The organism is Variovorax sp. Root318D1 (assembly GCF_001424835.1).
Classification (GTDB): domain Bacteria; phylum Pseudomonadota; class Gammaproteobacteria; order Burkholderiales; family Burkholderiaceae_C; genus Variovorax.
Window position 1 is genome coordinate 754,633 of record NZ_LMCQ01000012.1, and the last position, 15,362, is coordinate 769,994.

The 15,362-nt window shown below is 67.0% G+C and carries 11 protein-coding genes; 4 read left to right on the top strand and 7 right to left on the bottom strand.

Annotated elements, in window-relative coordinates:
- The first annotated feature begins 46 nt into the window (after positions 1–46).
- The 3 genes from ASC78_RS13630 to queC all read left to right on the top strand — a co-directional run bounded on the left by ASC78_RS13630 (position 47) and on the right by queC (position 3,620).
- Positions 47–2,326: a cyanophycin metabolism-associated ABC transporter gene (locus ASC78_RS13630; protein ID WP_055801984.1), complete on the top strand. Its 2,280-nt coding sequence runs from the start codon at positions 47–49 to the stop codon at positions 2,324–2,326.
- Positions 2,326–2,814, top strand: a complete 489-nt coding sequence (locus ASC78_RS13635; RefSeq protein ID WP_055801986.1) for a cyanophycin metabolism-associated DUF1854 family protein — start codon at positions 2,326–2,328, stop codon at positions 2,812–2,814. Before ASC78_RS13630 ends, ASC78_RS13635 begins: the two co-directional genes overlap by 1 nt.
- Before the next feature lie 101 nt (positions 2,815–2,915).
- Entirely contained in the window at positions 2,916–3,620 is a 705-nt protein-coding gene (queC, locus tag ASC78_RS13640) for a 7-cyano-7-deazaguanine synthase QueC (RefSeq protein WP_055801988.1), read from the top strand.
- Here queC and ASC78_RS13645 read toward each other — a convergent pair.
- Entirely contained in the window at positions 3,617–5,401 is a 1,785-nt protein-coding gene (locus ASC78_RS13645) for an ABC transporter ATP-binding protein/permease (protein WP_157634444.1), read from the bottom strand. The genes queC and ASC78_RS13645 overlap by 4 nt on opposite strands.
- 441 nt (positions 5,402–5,842) lie before the next feature.
- On the opposite strand from ASC78_RS13645, the gene ASC78_RS13650 reads away from it, so the two are divergent.
- The gene (locus tag ASC78_RS13650) at positions 5,843–7,102 is read left to right on the top strand and encodes an MFS transporter (protein WP_055801994.1); all 1,260 of its coding nucleotides are present in this window, start codon (positions 5,843–5,845) and stop codon (positions 7,100–7,102) included.
- Between the two features lie 5 nt (positions 7,103–7,107).
- On the opposite strand, the gene ASC78_RS13655 is transcribed toward ASC78_RS13650, so the two are convergent.
- From ASC78_RS13655 to gspD, 6 genes are all read right to left on the bottom strand, one after another.
- Positions 7,108–9,294, bottom strand: coding sequence for a phosphocholine-specific phospholipase C (locus ASC78_RS13655; protein ID WP_055801995.1), 2,187 nt, complete (start codon positions 9,292–9,294; stop codon positions 7,108–7,110).
- Positions 9,295–9,320: 26 nt separating this feature from the next.
- Positions 9,321–9,512, bottom strand: a complete 192-nt coding sequence (locus tag ASC78_RS13660) for a hypothetical protein (RefSeq protein WP_055801998.1) — start codon at positions 9,510–9,512, stop codon at positions 9,321–9,323.
- 193 nt (positions 9,513–9,705) lie between these two features.
- A complete protein-coding gene (locus ASC78_RS13665; RefSeq protein ID WP_055802001.1) occupies positions 9,706–10,605 on the bottom strand; it encodes a 5'-nucleotidase in 900 nt (299 codons plus the stop codon).
- A 24-nt stretch (positions 10,606–10,629) separates the two neighbouring features.
- Positions 10,630–11,865, bottom strand: a complete 1,236-nt coding sequence (gene gspF, locus ASC78_RS13670; protein ID WP_055802002.1) for a type II secretion system inner membrane protein GspF — start codon at positions 11,863–11,865, stop codon at positions 10,630–10,632.
- Between the two features lie 15 nt (positions 11,866–11,880).
- Positions 11,881–13,272 (bottom strand): GspE/PulE family protein, encoded by a 1,392-nt coding sequence (locus ASC78_RS13675; RefSeq protein ID WP_055802006.1) that lies wholly within the window; start codon positions 13,270–13,272, stop codon positions 11,881–11,883.
- Positions 13,273–13,316: 44 nt separating this feature from the next.
- The coding region (gene gspD / locus ASC78_RS13680; protein WP_055802012.1) for a type II secretion system secretin GspD at positions 13,317–15,362 on the bottom strand (2,046 nt) is incomplete at its 5' end.

A 15,362-nucleotide genomic window follows, 5' to 3' on the forward strand; every position in this document is an offset into this window, starting at 1 on the left:
GAAGCGGTCCATGCGGCCCGCGACGGGCAAGAGTCAAAGAAACACAATGCAACATCACGATCCAGTCGGCGCCCGGGAGGGCGAAACCGAGGCGGCCTCAGACGCGCTGAAAAGCCGGCTCGCAGCCGCGGAAAACGTTCTGGTCACATTACCGGTTGACCTCGACGATGAACTTCTGTTTACCTTTGGGCTCGTGGCCCTCACGGATCGGCGCCTGCTCGCGCTGCAACCGGGCGGCCAGTGGTGTGAGTGGACACTATCAGATTCCACCCTCGATGTGCATTTGAGCGACCATTCGGGCGTCGGAACGCTCGAATTGGTGGGTGCCAACGGGCTTCTGGCGCGCTGGCGGTACACGCTCGCCAACCAGCCGGCCGCGCTGCGCCTGCTCAAGCTTTTTGGCCAGCGCGAAAACGGCACTGTCGCCGAGGTGACAGCTGAGCCCGACGGCGACGAGATGGCCGGCGCTGACGCCGAGCTGCAAAAACCTCCCTCGACCTGGGTGCTGCTGCGGCTGGGGCGCTTTGCCAAGCCTTATCGCAAGCAGCTGATCACGGGTTTTCTGCTGACGCTGATTTCCACCGCCGCAACGCTGGTGCCGCCCTACCTGACCATCCCGCTGATGGACGACATCCTGATTCCGTTCCAGAACGGGCAGAAGATCGATCCGGCGCGGGTGGGCCTCTATCTGAGCGGGCTGCTCGGCGCGGCGCTGGTCGGCTGGGGCCTGGGCTGGGCGCGCACCTATCTGCTGGCGCTGGTGTCGGAGCGCATCGGCGCCGACCTTCGCACCACTACCTACGAACACCTGCTGACGCTGCCGCTCGACTATTTCGGCGGCAAGCGCACGGGCGACCTGATGGCGCGCATCGGCTCCGAAACCGACCGAATCAACGTCTTTCTGTCGCTGCACGCACTCGATTTTGCGAACGACGTGCTGATGATCGTGATGACCGCGGTCATCCTGGTCTCTATCAACCCACTGCTCGCGGTGGTCACGCTGGTGCCGCTGCCCTTCATTGCCTGGATGATCCACGTGGTGCGCGACCGCCTGCGCACCGGCTTCGAGAAGATCGACCGTGTGTGGTCAGAGGTGACCAACGTGCTTGCCGACACCATTCCCGGCATCCGCGTGGTGAAAGCCTTTGCGCAGGAGCGCCGCGAGGCCGAGCGCTTTCGCGTGGCCAACGCCTACAACCTGCAGGTGAACGACAAGCTCAACCGCACCTGGTCGCTGTTCACGCCCACCGTTTCGCTGCTGACCGAAATCGGCCTGCTCGTGGTCTGGGGCTTCGGCATCTGGCAAGTGGCGCGCGGCAGCATCACCGTGGGTGTGCTCACCGCGTTCATCGCGTACATCGGCCGCTTCTACACGCGGCTCGATTCCATGAGCCGCATCGTGTCGGTCACGCAGAAAGCGGCGGCCGGCGCCAAGCGCATCTTCGACATCCTCGACCACGTGAGCAACGTGCCTGAGCCGGCCAACCCGGTGAAGATCGAGCGCGTGCAGGGGCGCATCGAAATGAGCGGCCTGGGCTTCCGATACGGGTCGCGCGCCGTGATCCGCGACCTCGACCTGACCATCGAGCCCGGCGAGATGATCGGCCTGGTGGGCCACAGCGGCTCGGGCAAGAGCACGCTGGTCAACCTGATCTGCCGCTTCTACGACGTGACCGATGGCGCCATCAAGGTCGACGGCACCGACATCCGCCGCTTTGCCGTGGCCGACTACCGGCGCCACGTCGGGCTGGTGTTGCAGGAGCCGTTTCTCTTCTTCGGCACCATTGCGCAGAACATCGCCTACGGCAAGCCCGACGCCACGCGCCAGGAAGTGGTGGCGGCCGCGCGCGCCGCGCATGCGCATGACTTCATCCTGCGTCTGCCGCACGGCTACGACTCGCTCGTGGGCGAGCGCGGCCAGGGGCTTTCGGGCGGCGAGCGCCAGCGCATCAGCATTGCGCGCGCCCTTTTGATCGACCCGCGTATATTGATCCTCGACGAAGCGACGTCGGCCGTGGACACCGAGACGGAGAAAGAGATCCAGAAGGCGCTCGACAACCTCGTGCAGGGCCGCACCACCATCGCCATTGCGCACCGCTTGTCGACGCTGCGCAAGGCCGATCGGCTGGTGGTGATGGACCGGGGCGAGGTGGTCGAGGTGGGTCCGCACGACACGCTGATGGCGAAGCAGGGAGCTTATTGGCGGCTCTACCAGGCGCAATTGCGCCAGGCCGACGAAGAAGCGAGCGAAGGTGCGATCGACGAACGCGCCGGCGCCCAGTTGCCGCTGGTCAGCCATGCGGCCCACCCGGCGGGAGACGTGTGATGAGCAACGACGACAACACCCCCATTCCCGCTTTCGGTCTGGAACGCGACAGCTTCGGCCGCCTGGTGCTGACCGATGCGGAAGGCGAGCGCCACGCCGGCGTGACGCCGGTGCGGGCCTTTCCGCTCAGCGCGCCCGGCGAAGGCGTGTCGCTGGTCGGCAGCGAGGGCCGCGAACTGATCTGGATCGACCGCGTCGAAGCGCTCCCGCCGCAGACCCGCACTTTGATCGAGGAAGAACTGGCGGTGCGCGATTTCGCGCCCACGCTGCTGAAGCTGCACGCCGTCTCGAGCTTCGGCGTGCCCAGCACCTGGACGGTGAGCACCGACCGCGGCGACACCAGCTTCGTGCTCAAGGCTGAGGAAGACATCCGCCGGCTCGAAGGAGGCGCGTTGCTGATCGCCAGCGCGCATGGCGTGCAGTTCCGCATTCCGGATGTGAAGGTGCTCGATCGCGCCTCGCGCAAGCTGCTCGAGCGCTTTCTCTAGCAAACAGCCGGGCTGGGCGAGCAGGCGAAGGCGGACGCCGTACCGCGCAGGCTGCGAAAATCGCAGCTTTTGAACCGGCAACGGCCCTCCGTTGAAGCGAAATGCCCCTGCACACCACCGCCCTCGTCCTGTTTTCCGGTGGCCAGGACTCGACCACCTGCCTCGCCGATGCGCTTTCCAAGTACCAGCGCGTCGAGACGCTGGGTTTCGATTACGGCCAGCGACACCGTGTCGAACTCGACGTGCGCGGCACCATCCTCTCGAAAATGCGCGAGCGCTTTCCCGACTGGGCGCCGCGCCTGGGCGAAGACCACGTGCTCACGCTGGCGGCGCTGGCGCAGCTCGGCGGCTCCTCGCTGACGGAAGAGGTGGCGTTCGAAATGCAAGCCGACGGCCTGCCCAATACCTTCGTGCCCGGACGCAACCTGCTGTTTCTCACGCTGGCCGGTGCGCTGGCCTACCGTCGCGGCCTGCAGGTGATCGTCACTGGCGTCTGCGAGACCGACTTCTCGGGCTATCCAGATTGCCGAGACGACACCATGAAGGCGATGCAACTCGCGCTGTCGCTGGGGCTGGAGCGCCGTCTCGTGATCGAGACGCCTCTGATGTGGATCGACAAAGCCGAGACCTGGCAGATGGCGCACCGACTGGGTGGCCAGCCGCTGGTGGACCTCATCATCGAGGAAACCCACACCTGCTACCTCGGCGACCGCGAGCATCGCCAAGCCTGGGGCTACGGCTGCGGCGAATGCCCTGCCTGCGACCTGCGCAAGAAGGGCTGGGAGCGCTACGCGTCCCGCGCCTAGGCGGCCGGAGAGGCTGAGGTTTCGAGCCGGTAGCGTGCACCGCCGGCCGGTGCGCCGTCCGGCTGGGGGACCAGAGTCCAGCGCTGGTTGTGGAAGTCGCCCACCGCCGCGCGGTGTGCAATCGACACCATGGCGCCGCCCGCGGCCTTCACCCGGTCGGAAAGCCGCTTGTAGAGCACGCCCTCGGCCTCGGCATCGAGCGCGCTGGTGATCTCGTCGGCAAAGAGCCATGACGGCTTCTTCAGCAGCACGCGCGCGATCGACAGGCGCTGCTGCTCGCCGCCCGAGAGTTTCTGGCTCCACACGTCGCTGTCGTCGAGCCGATTCACCAGGTCAGGCAGCATCGCGTCCACGAGGGCCTGGCGCAGCTCGGCATCGCTGTAGTTCTCGACCGGATTGGGGTAGGCCAGCGCATTGCGCAAGGTGCCGTCCGGCACATAGGGCCGCTGCGGCATGAACACCGCGCCGTCCGGCACCTTCACATGGCCGCGCGCAAACGGCCAGATGCCGGCGAAGGTGCGGAACAGCGTCGACTTGCCGCTGCCCGAAGGCCCTTGCAGCAGCACGCTGTCGCCCGGCTTCACCGCCAGCGCCGCGCCCGCCAGAAGCGGTGTGCCGTTAGGCAATGCCACGGCGAGGTCGCCGGTCTGCAGCGCTGGCGCAGCGCCATCGCGATCCAGTTGCTGGGCTCGGGCCGCATGGGCGCGCATCGCGTCGTCGAAGCTGGTGAGCCGGTCGGTGGTGGCGCGCCAGACGGCCACGCGGTCGTAGTTGTCGACGAACCAGCTGAGCGAATCCTGCACCTTGCCGAAGGCCGATGAGATCTGCATCAGTTGGCCGAGCTGGATTGCGCCGCTGAAAAAGCGCGGCGCGGCGACGATGAACGGAAAGATCACGGCGGCCTGGCCGAAAAAGGCGGTGAAGGTCACCAGGTTCTTCTGCTGCTTGATGAGCTGCAGGTAGTTGCGCAGCACTGCGCCAAAGCGAAGGTCGAGCTGGCCGCGCTCGACCTTTTCGCCATGATCGAGCGCAATGGCTTCGCTGTACTCGCGCACGCGCACCAGGTGATGGCGGAAATCGGCCTCGAAGCGCTGCTGGCGAAAGTTGAGTCCGATCAGCGGCCGGCCGATGTAGTGCGTGATGACGGTGCCGACCACGCAGTACACCACCGCCAGCCAGACCATCGCGCCTGCCATTTGATAGGTGGTTCCGCCGAGCGTGAAATCGACGATGCCCGAGAGACCCCAGAGAATTCCCACGAAGCTCACCAGCGTGACGACGGCGTTCAGCAGGCCCATCGACAGGGTCATCGTTGCATCGGTGAACATCTGCATGTCTTCCTGGATGCGCTGGTCGGGGTTGTCCGGCGTGCGGCCTTCGTCCTGCGCGTAGCGCGCCAGCTCGAGGTGATAGAAGGTGCGATCGGCCATCCAGCGCGACAGATAGCTGCGCGTGATCCAGGCACGCCAGCGCAGCTGCAGCAGCTGCGTGACATAGAACTTGAGCACCTGGATCGCGATGTTGGCGAATGCCAGCCACCCGAACACGCCGACCTCGCGCCAGAAGATTCCTGCATCCTTGTTTTGCAGTGCATCGTAGAAGCGGCCGTACCACTGGTTGAAGAGCACCAGCGCATAGACGTAGGCGAGATTCAGCGCAACGATCCCCACCAGCATGGTTCGCGCGCGCCATTTTTCTTCGGAGCGGAAGTAGGGGGCCGCGAGCGCAAAGATGCGCCGCAGGGTCGAGAAAGTCTGGGCAATGCGGGAGTCGTTGGCCATGGCGATGAAGTGGGGCGAAGCGCGCCGGACGGCGCATCGCGTGCATCGTAGCCCGCTCGGAGCGAGCCAACCTTAAGCGGCGCTGAAACGGCAACCGCGGTGCATTACTCGTGGGCCCGGGGTTTTCGCAATCTCCAGCCAGAATGGCGCCGCGTCCGACTTGACCTGCGCCCGCCCGGGCGTAGCCTGCGCTCCATGAGAAGCGCAACCCTTGTTCTTCTGTTCTGCCTCGGCCTCCTGGCCGCCGGCTGCAACGAAAAGCCAAAGCCCGGCGGCCCGCTGCCGAAGGCTTCGGCGGTTCACGCGTTGCAGTCGCTTTGACGCTTTGCGCGTCTGGCAGGCCTCCGCGTCCCATGCGACGCGGCGGGGCGCTGCGTCCCGGGTGACGGAGTTATCCTCGATGCGGAGACACTCCTTGCGTGCATTGCACGCAAATCACCAATGAAGGCATCGCCTCGCACCGATCACCAGCCCGATTCACGCTACGCCATGTTTCGGCTGGGCCTGACCCTGCTCATCATGACCGTGGGCAGCAGCGGCATGTACGTCGTCTCGGTGATGCTGCCCGCGGTGCAGGCAGAGTTCGGCGTCGCTCGCGCCGATGCCTCGCTGCCCTACACGCTGCTGATGCTGGGCTTTGGCATCGGCGGCGTGCTGATGGGGCGCCTTGCTGATCGCTTCGGCGTGATGTGGCCCCTGCTGGGCGGTGCCGTCAGCCTGGGCCTTGGATACGTCGCCTGCGGCATGGCCGACGGCATCGTGGCCTTCACTGTGGCGCAGGCGGTGCTGGTCGGCCTGCTTGGCAGTGCCGCGGCCTTTGCGCCGCTGGTGGCCGACACCTCGCTCTGGTTCGTGAAGCGGCGCGGCATTGCGGTCGCGGTGTGTGCGAGCGGCAACTATGTGGCCGGTGCGGTCTGGCCGCCGATCGCGCAGCATTTCATCGAGACGGTGGGCTGGCGGCAGACCTACATCGGCATGGGTGTGTTCTGCGGCTTGGCGATGGCGGCGCTTGCGCTCTTCATGCGAGCCCGCCCGCCGGGCATCGCTGTCGAGCCTGCCGGTTTGGCGCCTGCCATGGGAGCGGTGCGCCAGCGCGACATGACGCGGCCGTTCGGCCTCAGCATGGGCACTGCGCAAGGCCTGCTGTGCGTGGCCGGCGTTGCCTGCTGCGTGGCCATGTCGATGCCGCAGGTGCACATCGTGGCCTATTGCAGCGACCTGGGTTATGGGGCCGCGCGTGGCGCGCAGATGCTGTCGCTGATGCTGGCTTTTGGCGTGGTGAGCCGACTGGTGTCGGGCGCCATCTGCGACCGCATCGGCGGCCTGCGCACGCTGCTCCTGGGCGGCGTGCTGCAGTGCGTGGCGCTGCTGCTGTTCCTGCCCTTCGATGGTTTGGTGCCGCTGTACGTGATCTCGGCGCTGTTCGGGCTGTTCCAGGGCGGTATCGTGCCCTCTTACGCGATCATCGTGCGCGAGCACTTTCCGCCCGCCGAGGCGGGCGCGCGTGTGGGCACGGTGCTGATGTTCACGCTCTTCGGCATGGCGCTGGGTGGCTGGATGTCGGGCAAGGTGTTCGACCTGACCGGCAGCTACCACGCGGCGTTCTTGAACGGCATCGGATGGAACTTGCTGAACGTGAGCATCGCGGCGATGCTGCTGTTCAGGGTCCGCCATCTTCAGCTTCGCACCGCCGCGACGTAGCGCCGTCAGAGATCGGCCAGGCCCATCGCCGGATCGCTCACCGTATGCCTGCCGGTTTCGACGCGGCCCGCAAATCGGCGCACGTAGGCCGCGTCGGCATCGCAGGCCACTTCGAAGTCGTACCACGCGCCGCTCGAGGCCAGATCCCAGTGCAGCTCGGCCTTGGCGCCGCCCTTCACGGTTGCCGTCCACGGGCCGTCGCTTCGGTAGGCCTTGGCGCGCACGGTGAACTTGCAGGTGTTCTTGCCGCCGTTGAGCATCTCCAGGTACACGTTGCCGTTGGCGATGTCGTAGCACACGCGCACCTCGGGCGCGGCGGCATCCCCGGCGCGCAGCCGGTTGAGGTCGCCCTTGAAGTGGCGGTGAAAGCCGTTGGGCCCGAGCACCCACAGGTCGTAGAAGCCGCTGTTGTCCGTGGTCGCGTTCCATGCGTCGTCGAGCGTCTTGCCGGGCTCGACCATGTAGCGGCGCGGCAGCCGGTCGAGGTTGAGCCTGTCGTACACGTGGAACACCGCCGCCGCCTTGCCGGTGTTCGCGAACAGCAGCTGCACCTTGCCGCCGACGCCATCGGCGCGGGCGCTGGTGTGCAGCTCGTAGGGCAGTGCGCGCGAAGGGCGCGTGCCTGTGGCCTGGCGCGGCAGTTGCGGATCGAGCGGCAGCGCAACCTGCGCCAGTGCCTCCTGGTCCGCACGCAGCTGGTCGGCTTCGGCCTTGCTCTTGCGGCCCGCCAGCGTGGGCAGTGCCTCGCTGTTGGGGTTGGCAAAGTTGAAGGCGCTCGTGAGGTCGCCGCACACCGCGCGGCGGAAGGCGCCGATGTTGGGCTCCCTCACGCCGAAGCGCGCTTCGACGAAACGGATCACCGAGGTGTGGTCAAAGGCTTGTGAGTTGACCCAGCCGCCGCGGCTCCAGGGCGACACGACGTACATTGGCACACGCACGCCCGGGCCATAGACGCGGCCGTCGGGTGCGGGCTGGTCGGTGGTGCCGGGCGGGTTCGGATGGTTGAAGCGCTCGAAGGCGACGTCCGATTCGGGCAGCGTGGTCTTGCCGGCGGCCGTACCGTCGGCATTGAGCGAAGGCGCCGCGGGCGAAGGGTAGTGATCGAAGTAGCCGTCGTTCTCGTCGAAGTCGATGAAGAGCACGGTCTTGCTCCATACGTCGGGCACGGAGGTGAGCGCGTCCAGCGTTTCCTGGATGTACCAGGCTCCCTGCACCGGGCTCGACGGGCCGGGGTGCTCGGAGTAGGTGGCCGGCGCGATGATCCACGAGACCTGCGGCAGCTTGCCGTTCTTGATGTCCTGGCGGAACTGCCCGAGAAAACCGCCATCGGGCATGGTGTTGGCAATGCCCTTGTAAAGCGGATTGCCAGCGTCGTCGCTGGCCGGGTCGTAGGCCGGCGAGGCCACGTCGTTGCTCACGGGCTTGCCCGAGGCCTCGTTGGCGAGCCGGTACTGCTTGAAGCCGGCCAGCGGGTTGTCGCCGAAGTTCTCCGGCATGTTCTGGTAGACGATCCAGCTCACCTTGGCTTCCTGCAGCCGCTCCGGATAGGTCTTCCACTCGAAGCCCTTGGCCGAGCTGTCGATCGAGTCCCACTCGTTGTTGACCGAGGCTACGTTCGCGCCGGTGGGACCGTTGGTGCCGGTCCAGAGGAACATGCGGTTCGAATTGGTACCGGTGTGCATGCTGCAGTGATAGCCGTCGCACAAGGTGAACGCGTTGGCAAGCGCGAACTGGAAGGGCAGTTCGGCCTCCTTGTAGTAGCCCATGGCCGCGTTGGTCTTGTAGCGCGGCCACTGGTAGGTGCGCCCTCCGTCCCAGGCGTTCTGGCCGTCGCTCCACGAGTGCGGCGTTCCGCTCACGCGCTGTGCGTTGCCCTTGCGGCTGTCCAGGTGGTAGGGCAGCACCGGGTTGCCCGTGGCATCGGCCTGCTGCCAGACGCTGCGGCCCTTGGGCAGCGGAATGGTGAAGCGGTCGCCAAAGCCGCGCACGCCCATGAGCGTGCCGAAGTAGTGGTCGAACGACCGGTTCTCCTGCATCAGGATGACGATGTGCTCGACGTCCTGGATGGTGCCGGTCTTGTTGTTGGCGGGAATGGCCAGCGCACGGCGAATGCTTGGCGGAAAGGCGGCGATGGCGAGCGCGGCGGCACCGGTGGTGGCCGTGCCTGCGAGAAATTTGCGGCGTGAGTTCATGGTGTTGTTCTGGCGTTACGTGGTGTTCAGGGCGCGCAACGCATCTCGGGCTTGACGCTGGTGTCCGTCGGCGGTGCGGCGGGGGTGGTCGGCGTCGGAGCCGCCACGCCAGGCAGGAAACCGGAGAAGCCGCCGCCGTCGCCGCCACCGCAGGCGGAGAGGGCGAAGGCCAGGACCAATGCGGGCACGAGCCGCACGGGCAGGGAAGAAAGTCGCATGGTGGGTTCCTAGGAGTTGTCGCGTGTCGGCACTCGATGCGGCAAAAAAATGGCGCCACCAAAGGCACCGCGCACCGGGCGGTCACAAGACTAGGGAGAACCCGTTACATCGCCATGAACGAGCGATGACAAGGCAAAGGCGCCGCAGGCGCCAGGAGGGAAGCACTGCGAAGGTGCCCGCCCTCGACGAGGCTCAATGCTCGTTGCTGATGCCGCTGGAAACGTGGCCGGCAGGCACGTGGCGTGCCGCGGCGTCGACGTGGCCGGTCTGGTCGTCGAAGAAGAAATCGGGCTCGAATTCGCGCAGGAACTCGCCCTTGGGCAGGCCGCCGAGGAACATGGCTTCATCGACGCGAATGTTCCACTTCATCAGCGTGCGGATCGCGCGCTCGTGCGCGGGCGCGCTGCGCGCAGTGACCAGCGCGGTGCGGATGCGCATCTGCGCATTGCCGGCCATCTGCAGGCGATGCAGCGCGGTCAGCAAAGGTTTGAAAGGCCCTTCGGGCAAGGGCAGGTCGGCCTTGCTGAGTTCGTGGGCCTGGAAGGCGTCGAGGCCTTGCGCCTGGAACACGCGCTCGGCTTCGTCGGAGAACAGCACCGCGTCGCCGTCGAAGGCAATGCGCACTTCGTTGGGCCAAGCATCGCTGGCTTTTACCGATTCGACCAGCACACGCGCGGCCGGAAAGCCCGCGACAAGGGCCTCGCGCACGTCCTCTGCGTTGACCGACAGGAACAGGTGCGCGCGCAGCGGGCGCAGGTAGCCAAAGGGTGGGCGGCCTTGCGTGAACACGCCGCGCTGCAGCTTGATGTCGGCGGCCGCGCTGGAGCGGAAGATGCGCATGCCCGAAACCGGGTCGTTGCGCGAGAGGATCACCACCTCGACGCGCTGCACGCCGTCGTCGTTGAAGCGCAGCAGCTTGCGGATCAGCGAGTACGCGATGCCCGGCGCGGCCGGCACGTCGATGCGGTCGAGCTGCAGCTTCATGTAGCCCTCGTTGTCGCCGGCCTCGAAGATCCTGTTTTCTTCTTCGAGGTTGAACAGCGCGCGCGAGGAGATCGCGACCACGAGTTTGTCTTCGAGCGTGACGGGCATGGGGTGCGGTGTTTCCTGGCGGCGTTACTTGACGAACTGGTTCAGCTGGATGATAGGCAGCATCACCGCCAGCACGATGAGCATCACCACACCGCCCATGGCCACGATCAGCAAGGGCTCGAGAATGGTCGCCAGGTGCATCGCGCGGCGCTGCACTTCGGCGCCAAGCTGGTTGGCCGCGCGCTGGAGCATCAGCGGTAGCGTGCCCGTCTGCTCGCCCAGGCGGGCGAACATCGACACCAGTCCCGGGAAGCGCTTTTTCTGCGCCAGCGCCGAGGCCAGCGGCGCGCCTTCGCGCACCAGCACCAGCGCATCGAGCGCATCCGCGCGCATGGCGCGGTTGCCGAGCGTTTCCGAGGCCGCCTGCAACGCGCGCAGGATCGGCACGCCGGCCGTGGCGAGCATCGCCAGCGTGCTGGCAAAACGCGCCGCGTTGTAGCCGCGCGCGAGCTTGCCGACCAGCGGCAGCTTGAGCCAGGCGGCATCGAACTTCAGCCGGAAAGCCTCTTGCGCCAGCGCGAGCCGCACGGCGATGGCGACAAACACCGCGCCGCCCAGCATCCACCACCCGTAGTTGCGCACCGCGGCGCTCAGCGACAGCATCACGGTGGTGAGAAAGGGCAGCGACCGCTTGGTGCCCGCGAACACCTGCGCCACCTGCGGCACCACATAACTCACGAGGAAGATCACGATCACGATCGCCACCAGCGTAACGATCGCCGGATAGAGCGCGGCGCCAATCAACTTCTGTTGCAGCGCCTGCCGCTCTTCGAGATCGTCGGCGAGCCGGTCGAGCACGAGGCCGAGATTGCCGCTCTGCTCGCCCGCGCCGATCACCGCGGTGTAAATGGGCGAGAACTCGCGCGGATGTGCCGCCAGCGCGCGTGCAAAGGGCGAGCCCGCGTTGACTTCGGCACGCAGCGACGCGACCAGGTTGCGCTGCGGCTCGGTCTCGGCCTCGTCGGTGAGCGCAGTCAATGCGCGTTCGAGCGGCAGGCCGGAGGACACGAGGCCGGCGAGCTGGCGCGTCCACACCGCGAGTCCGGTGGTACTGAATATCCTGGCGCCGCCGCCGAGCCACCGGCGCAGGCCGCCGTTGCCGGTGCCGTTGACATGGCTGCTGCCGACCGGCGTGACGGACAGCGGAATGAGTGCCTGCGCGCGCAGCAGGCTGCGTGCGCTGCGCGCGGTGTCGGCCTCCAGCACGCCTTCGCGCGACTGGCCGCTGGCATCGATGGCTTCGAAGGAATAGGCGGGCATGGCAGAGCGGGAAAACTATTCGCGCGTGACCCGCAACAGCTCGGCACGCGAGGTGATGCCGGCCTGCACCAGCCGTTCGCCGTCTTCGCGCATCGAGCGCAGTCCGCCGCGCGCGCCGGCTTCGAAGAGCTTGCTCTCGGCGGCCTTGCCATGGATGAGCGCCTGCACTTCGTCATTGGCCACCAGCAGTTCGAAGATGCCGGTGCGGCCCTGGTAGCCGGTCTGGCCGCAGGCCTCGCAGCCGGCACCGCCGCAGCTGGTGCAGACCTTGCGCACCAGGCGCTGCGCGAGCACGCCCAGCAATGACGAGCTCAGCAGGAAAGGCTCCACGCCCATATCGGTCAGGCGCGTGACGGCACTGACCGAGTCGTTGGTGTGCAGCGTTGCCAGCACGAGGTGGCCGGTGAGCGAAGCCTGGATGGCGATTTGCGCGGTTTCGAAGTCGCGGATTTCGCCGATCATGATCACGTCCGGGTCCTGCCGCAGGATGGCGCGCAAGGCCTTTGCGAAGGTGAGTTCGATCTTGGCATTGATCTGCGTCTGGCCCACGCCCGGCAGCTCGTATTCGATGGGATCTTCCACGGTCATGATGTTGCTGCGGCCCGCGTCGAGCCGGGCCAGCGCGGCATACAGCGTGGTGGTCTTGCCCGACCCAGTGGGCCCGGTCACCAGGATGATGCCGTGCGGCTGCGCAATGAGGCGCTCGAAGCGCTCGAGCGTGTCGCCCTGCATGCCGACCGATTCGAGCGTGAGCTTCGATTCGGTCTTGTCCAGAAGGCGCAGCACCGCGCGCTCGCCGTGGGCGCTTGGCAGCGTGGAAACGCGCACGTCGACCGCGCGCGTGCCGATGCGAAGGCTGATGCGCCCGTCCTGCGGCAGCCGCTTCTCGGAGATGTCGAGATCGGCCATGATCTTCAGGCGCGAGATCAGCGCGGCGTGCAGGGCCCGGTTGGGTTGCACCACTTCGCGCAGCGTGCCGTCGATGCGAAAACGCACGGACGAGGTGCGCTCGTAGGGCTCGATGTGGATGTCGCTCGCGCCGTCGCGCGCGGCCTGCGTGAGCAGTGCGTTGAGCATGCGGATGATGGGCGCGTCGCCAGCACTTTCCAGCAGGTCTTCGACGGCCGGCAGCTCCTGCATCATCCGCGAGAGGTCGGCATCGCTCTGCACCTCGCTCACCACCGCGGCAGCGCTCGACTCGCCCTGCGCATAAGCCGCGCTGATGCGCTGCGCAAGCGGGCCGTCGGCCAGCACCTCGAAGGCCTGCACGCCGTATTTGCGCGTGACCTCGCTGAGCGCGCTGCGCGAAGGGTGGTTCGACATCCACAGCGTGCAGCGGCCGTCGTCGGCTTCCTCGAGCAGCAGTTGCTGGCTGCGTGCGAACGCGTAAGGCAGGGGGTGGCGCATGGGCGGAGTGAGCGGTGCGTGTTCGTCGGAGCGGCGGGATGGCCTCAGGGCAGTTCGCGCGAGGTGGTCGGGTCGGCCGTGGGCGGCAGGGCGCCGCGCAGCGGGCTCGGGCGCAGGGTGCGCGTGTCGGCCGGCGGGCGCGGCGGCGGAATAAGCTGCGTGCCCTGGATGCGCTCGCTGCTGCTGCTCGTGCGGTCGGCCGAACGCGGCGGCGGTGCTTCCGGCAGCACGGGCGCGGAGTCGACGCCGCGCAGCATGATGTTGTCGGTGTTCGGCTGCGCGCGCTGCTGCATGCCGCGGATCTCGTCGTAGCGGTCGTAGGAAAACGCTTCGGTGGAGGCGCCGTCGCGCATGACGGCCGGGCGCAGGAACATCATCAGGTTGCTCTTGGTGCGCGAGCGCACTTCGTTCTTGAACAGGAGCGGTGCTTCCGGCAGCACGGGCGCGGAGTCGACGCCGCGCAGCATGATGTTGTCGGTGTTCGGCTGCGCGCGCTGCTGCATGCCGCGGATCTCGTCGTAGCGGTCGTACGAAAACGCTTCGGTGGAGGCGCCGTCGCGCATGACGGCCGGGCGCAGGAACATCATCAGGTTGCTCTTGGTGCGCGAGCGCACTTCGTTCTTGAACAGGTTGCCGAACACCGGAATGTCGCCGGCCAGGGGCACCTTCTCGATCGTGTTGTTGTAGTCGTCCGAGAGCAGGCCGCCGAGCATCACCAGGCCGCCGTCTTCCACCAGCACGCTGGACTCGATCGAGCGCTTGTTGGTGGTCGGGCCGTTGGGGTTGTTGACCGTGTTCTGGTCGACCGTCGAGGTCTCCTGGAAGATGGTCATCTTCACGGTGCCGTTCTCGTTGATGGTCGGGCGCACGCGCAGCGTGAGGCCCACGTCCTTGCGCTCCACCGTGGTGAACGGATTGATGCCCACGGAGCCCGARGTGCTCGCGTACTGGCCGGTGACGAAGGGCACGTTCTGGCCGATGACGATCTTGGCTTCTTCGTTGTCCAGCGTCAGCAGGTTGGGCGTGGAGAGCACGTTGGCATCGCCGTCGCTGTTGAAGAAGTTGGCGATGGCGCCCAGGATGTACTGCCCGCCGATCTTGCCCGCGATGCCCAGGTTMAGGCCCGTCGAYGGCCGCACGTTGGCCACGTCGCGCGTGGCCAGGGCCTGCGTCAGCGCGAGGATGTTGGCGCTGGCCAGGCTCGAGTTGGTGCCGATGACCGCGTTGTTGCCGAGCGCGCTCTGCCACTGGACGCCGAAGTTGGCGGCCTTCTTGGCGCTGACCTCGACGATGAGTGCCTCGATCATGACCTGGGCGCGCCGGCCGTCGAGCTTGTCGATCACCGCGCGCATTTGCCGGTACTGCGGCTCGGGCGCCGTGATGATCAGCGAATTGGTCGACGGATCGGCCTGGATCTGGCCACCGGTCGAAGGCTGGTTCGCATTGTTCAGCGGCGCATTGGCGGCGGGCGAGCCGCTTTGTCCGCCGAGGCTGGCCTGCTGCATGGTCTGCGGGATGTTGGACTGTTGCTGCTGCGCCTGGCCAACGCCGCCCGCGGCGCCCGGCGTGCCCGGGATGCCGGGCAACTGGTTCGCGGCCATGGCGGCGCGCAGCGTGGCCGCCAGGCGGACTGCGTCGGCGTTCTTCAGATAGACCACGTAGATGTTGCCCGCCGCGCCGTTGCTGGTCTCGACCGGGGCGCGGTCGAGCTTCTCCACCAGCGTGCGCACCAGCGAGGCCCGCGCCGGATTGGCCGCGCGCAGGATGAGCGCGTTGCTGCGCGGATCGGCCAGGAGGGTGGTGCGGAACGACGCGTCGGCCGCGCCCGGCGCCGCTGCGCCCGGTGTCGTGCCCGAGCCGCTGCCGTCCACGAGGCGGGAGATCAGGGGCAGCATGTCGGTGGCGACCGAGTGCTTGAGCGGAATCACCTCGATGTCCGACGCATTGGGCACGTCGAGCGCCGCAATGATGCGCGCCAGCCGGCGCATGTTGTCCGCGTAGTCGGTGATCACGAGCGAGTTGTTGCCCGGGTTCACGTTGATGGTGTTGTTGGGCGGAATGAGCGGGCGCAGCACCGGCAGCAGGCTGTT

Bases quoted from the DNA above. Each gene is read 5' to 3' on its own strand.
- ASC78_RS13630 (WP_055801984.1), top strand. From the start codon at position 47: ATGCAACATCACGATCCAGTCGGCGCCCGGGAGGGCGAAACCGAGGCG.
- ASC78_RS13635 (WP_055801986.1), top strand. From the start codon at position 2,326: ATGAGCAACGACGACAACACCCCCATTCCCGCTTTCGGTCTGGAACGC.
- queC (WP_055801988.1), top strand. From the start codon at position 2,916: ATGCCCCTGCACACCACCGCCCTCGTCCTGTTTTCCGGTGGCCAGGAC.
- ASC78_RS13645 (WP_157634444.1), bottom strand. From the start codon at position 5,401: ATGGCCAACGACTCCCGCATTGCCCAGACTTTCTCGACCCTGCGGCGC.
- ASC78_RS13650 (WP_055801994.1), top strand. From the start codon at position 5,843: ATGAAGGCATCGCCTCGCACCGATCACCAGCCCGATTCACGCTACGCC.
- ASC78_RS13655 (WP_055801995.1), bottom strand. From the start codon at position 9,294: ATGAACTCACGCCGCAAATTTCTCGCAGGCACGGCCACCACCGGTGCC.
- ASC78_RS13660 (WP_055801998.1), bottom strand. From the start codon at position 9,512: ATGCGACTTTCTTCCCTGCCCGTGCGGCTCGTGCCCGCATTGGTCCTG.
- ASC78_RS13665 (WP_055802001.1), bottom strand. From the start codon at position 10,605: ATGCCCGTCACGCTCGAAGACAAACTCGTGGTCGCGATCTCCTCGCGC.
- gspF (WP_055802002.1), bottom strand. From the start codon at position 11,865: ATGCCCGCCTATTCCTTCGAAGCCATCGATGCCAGCGGCCAGTCGCGC.
- ASC78_RS13675 (WP_055802006.1), bottom strand. From the start codon at position 13,272: ATGCGCCACCCCCTGCCTTACGCGTTCGCACGCAGCCAGCAACTGCTG.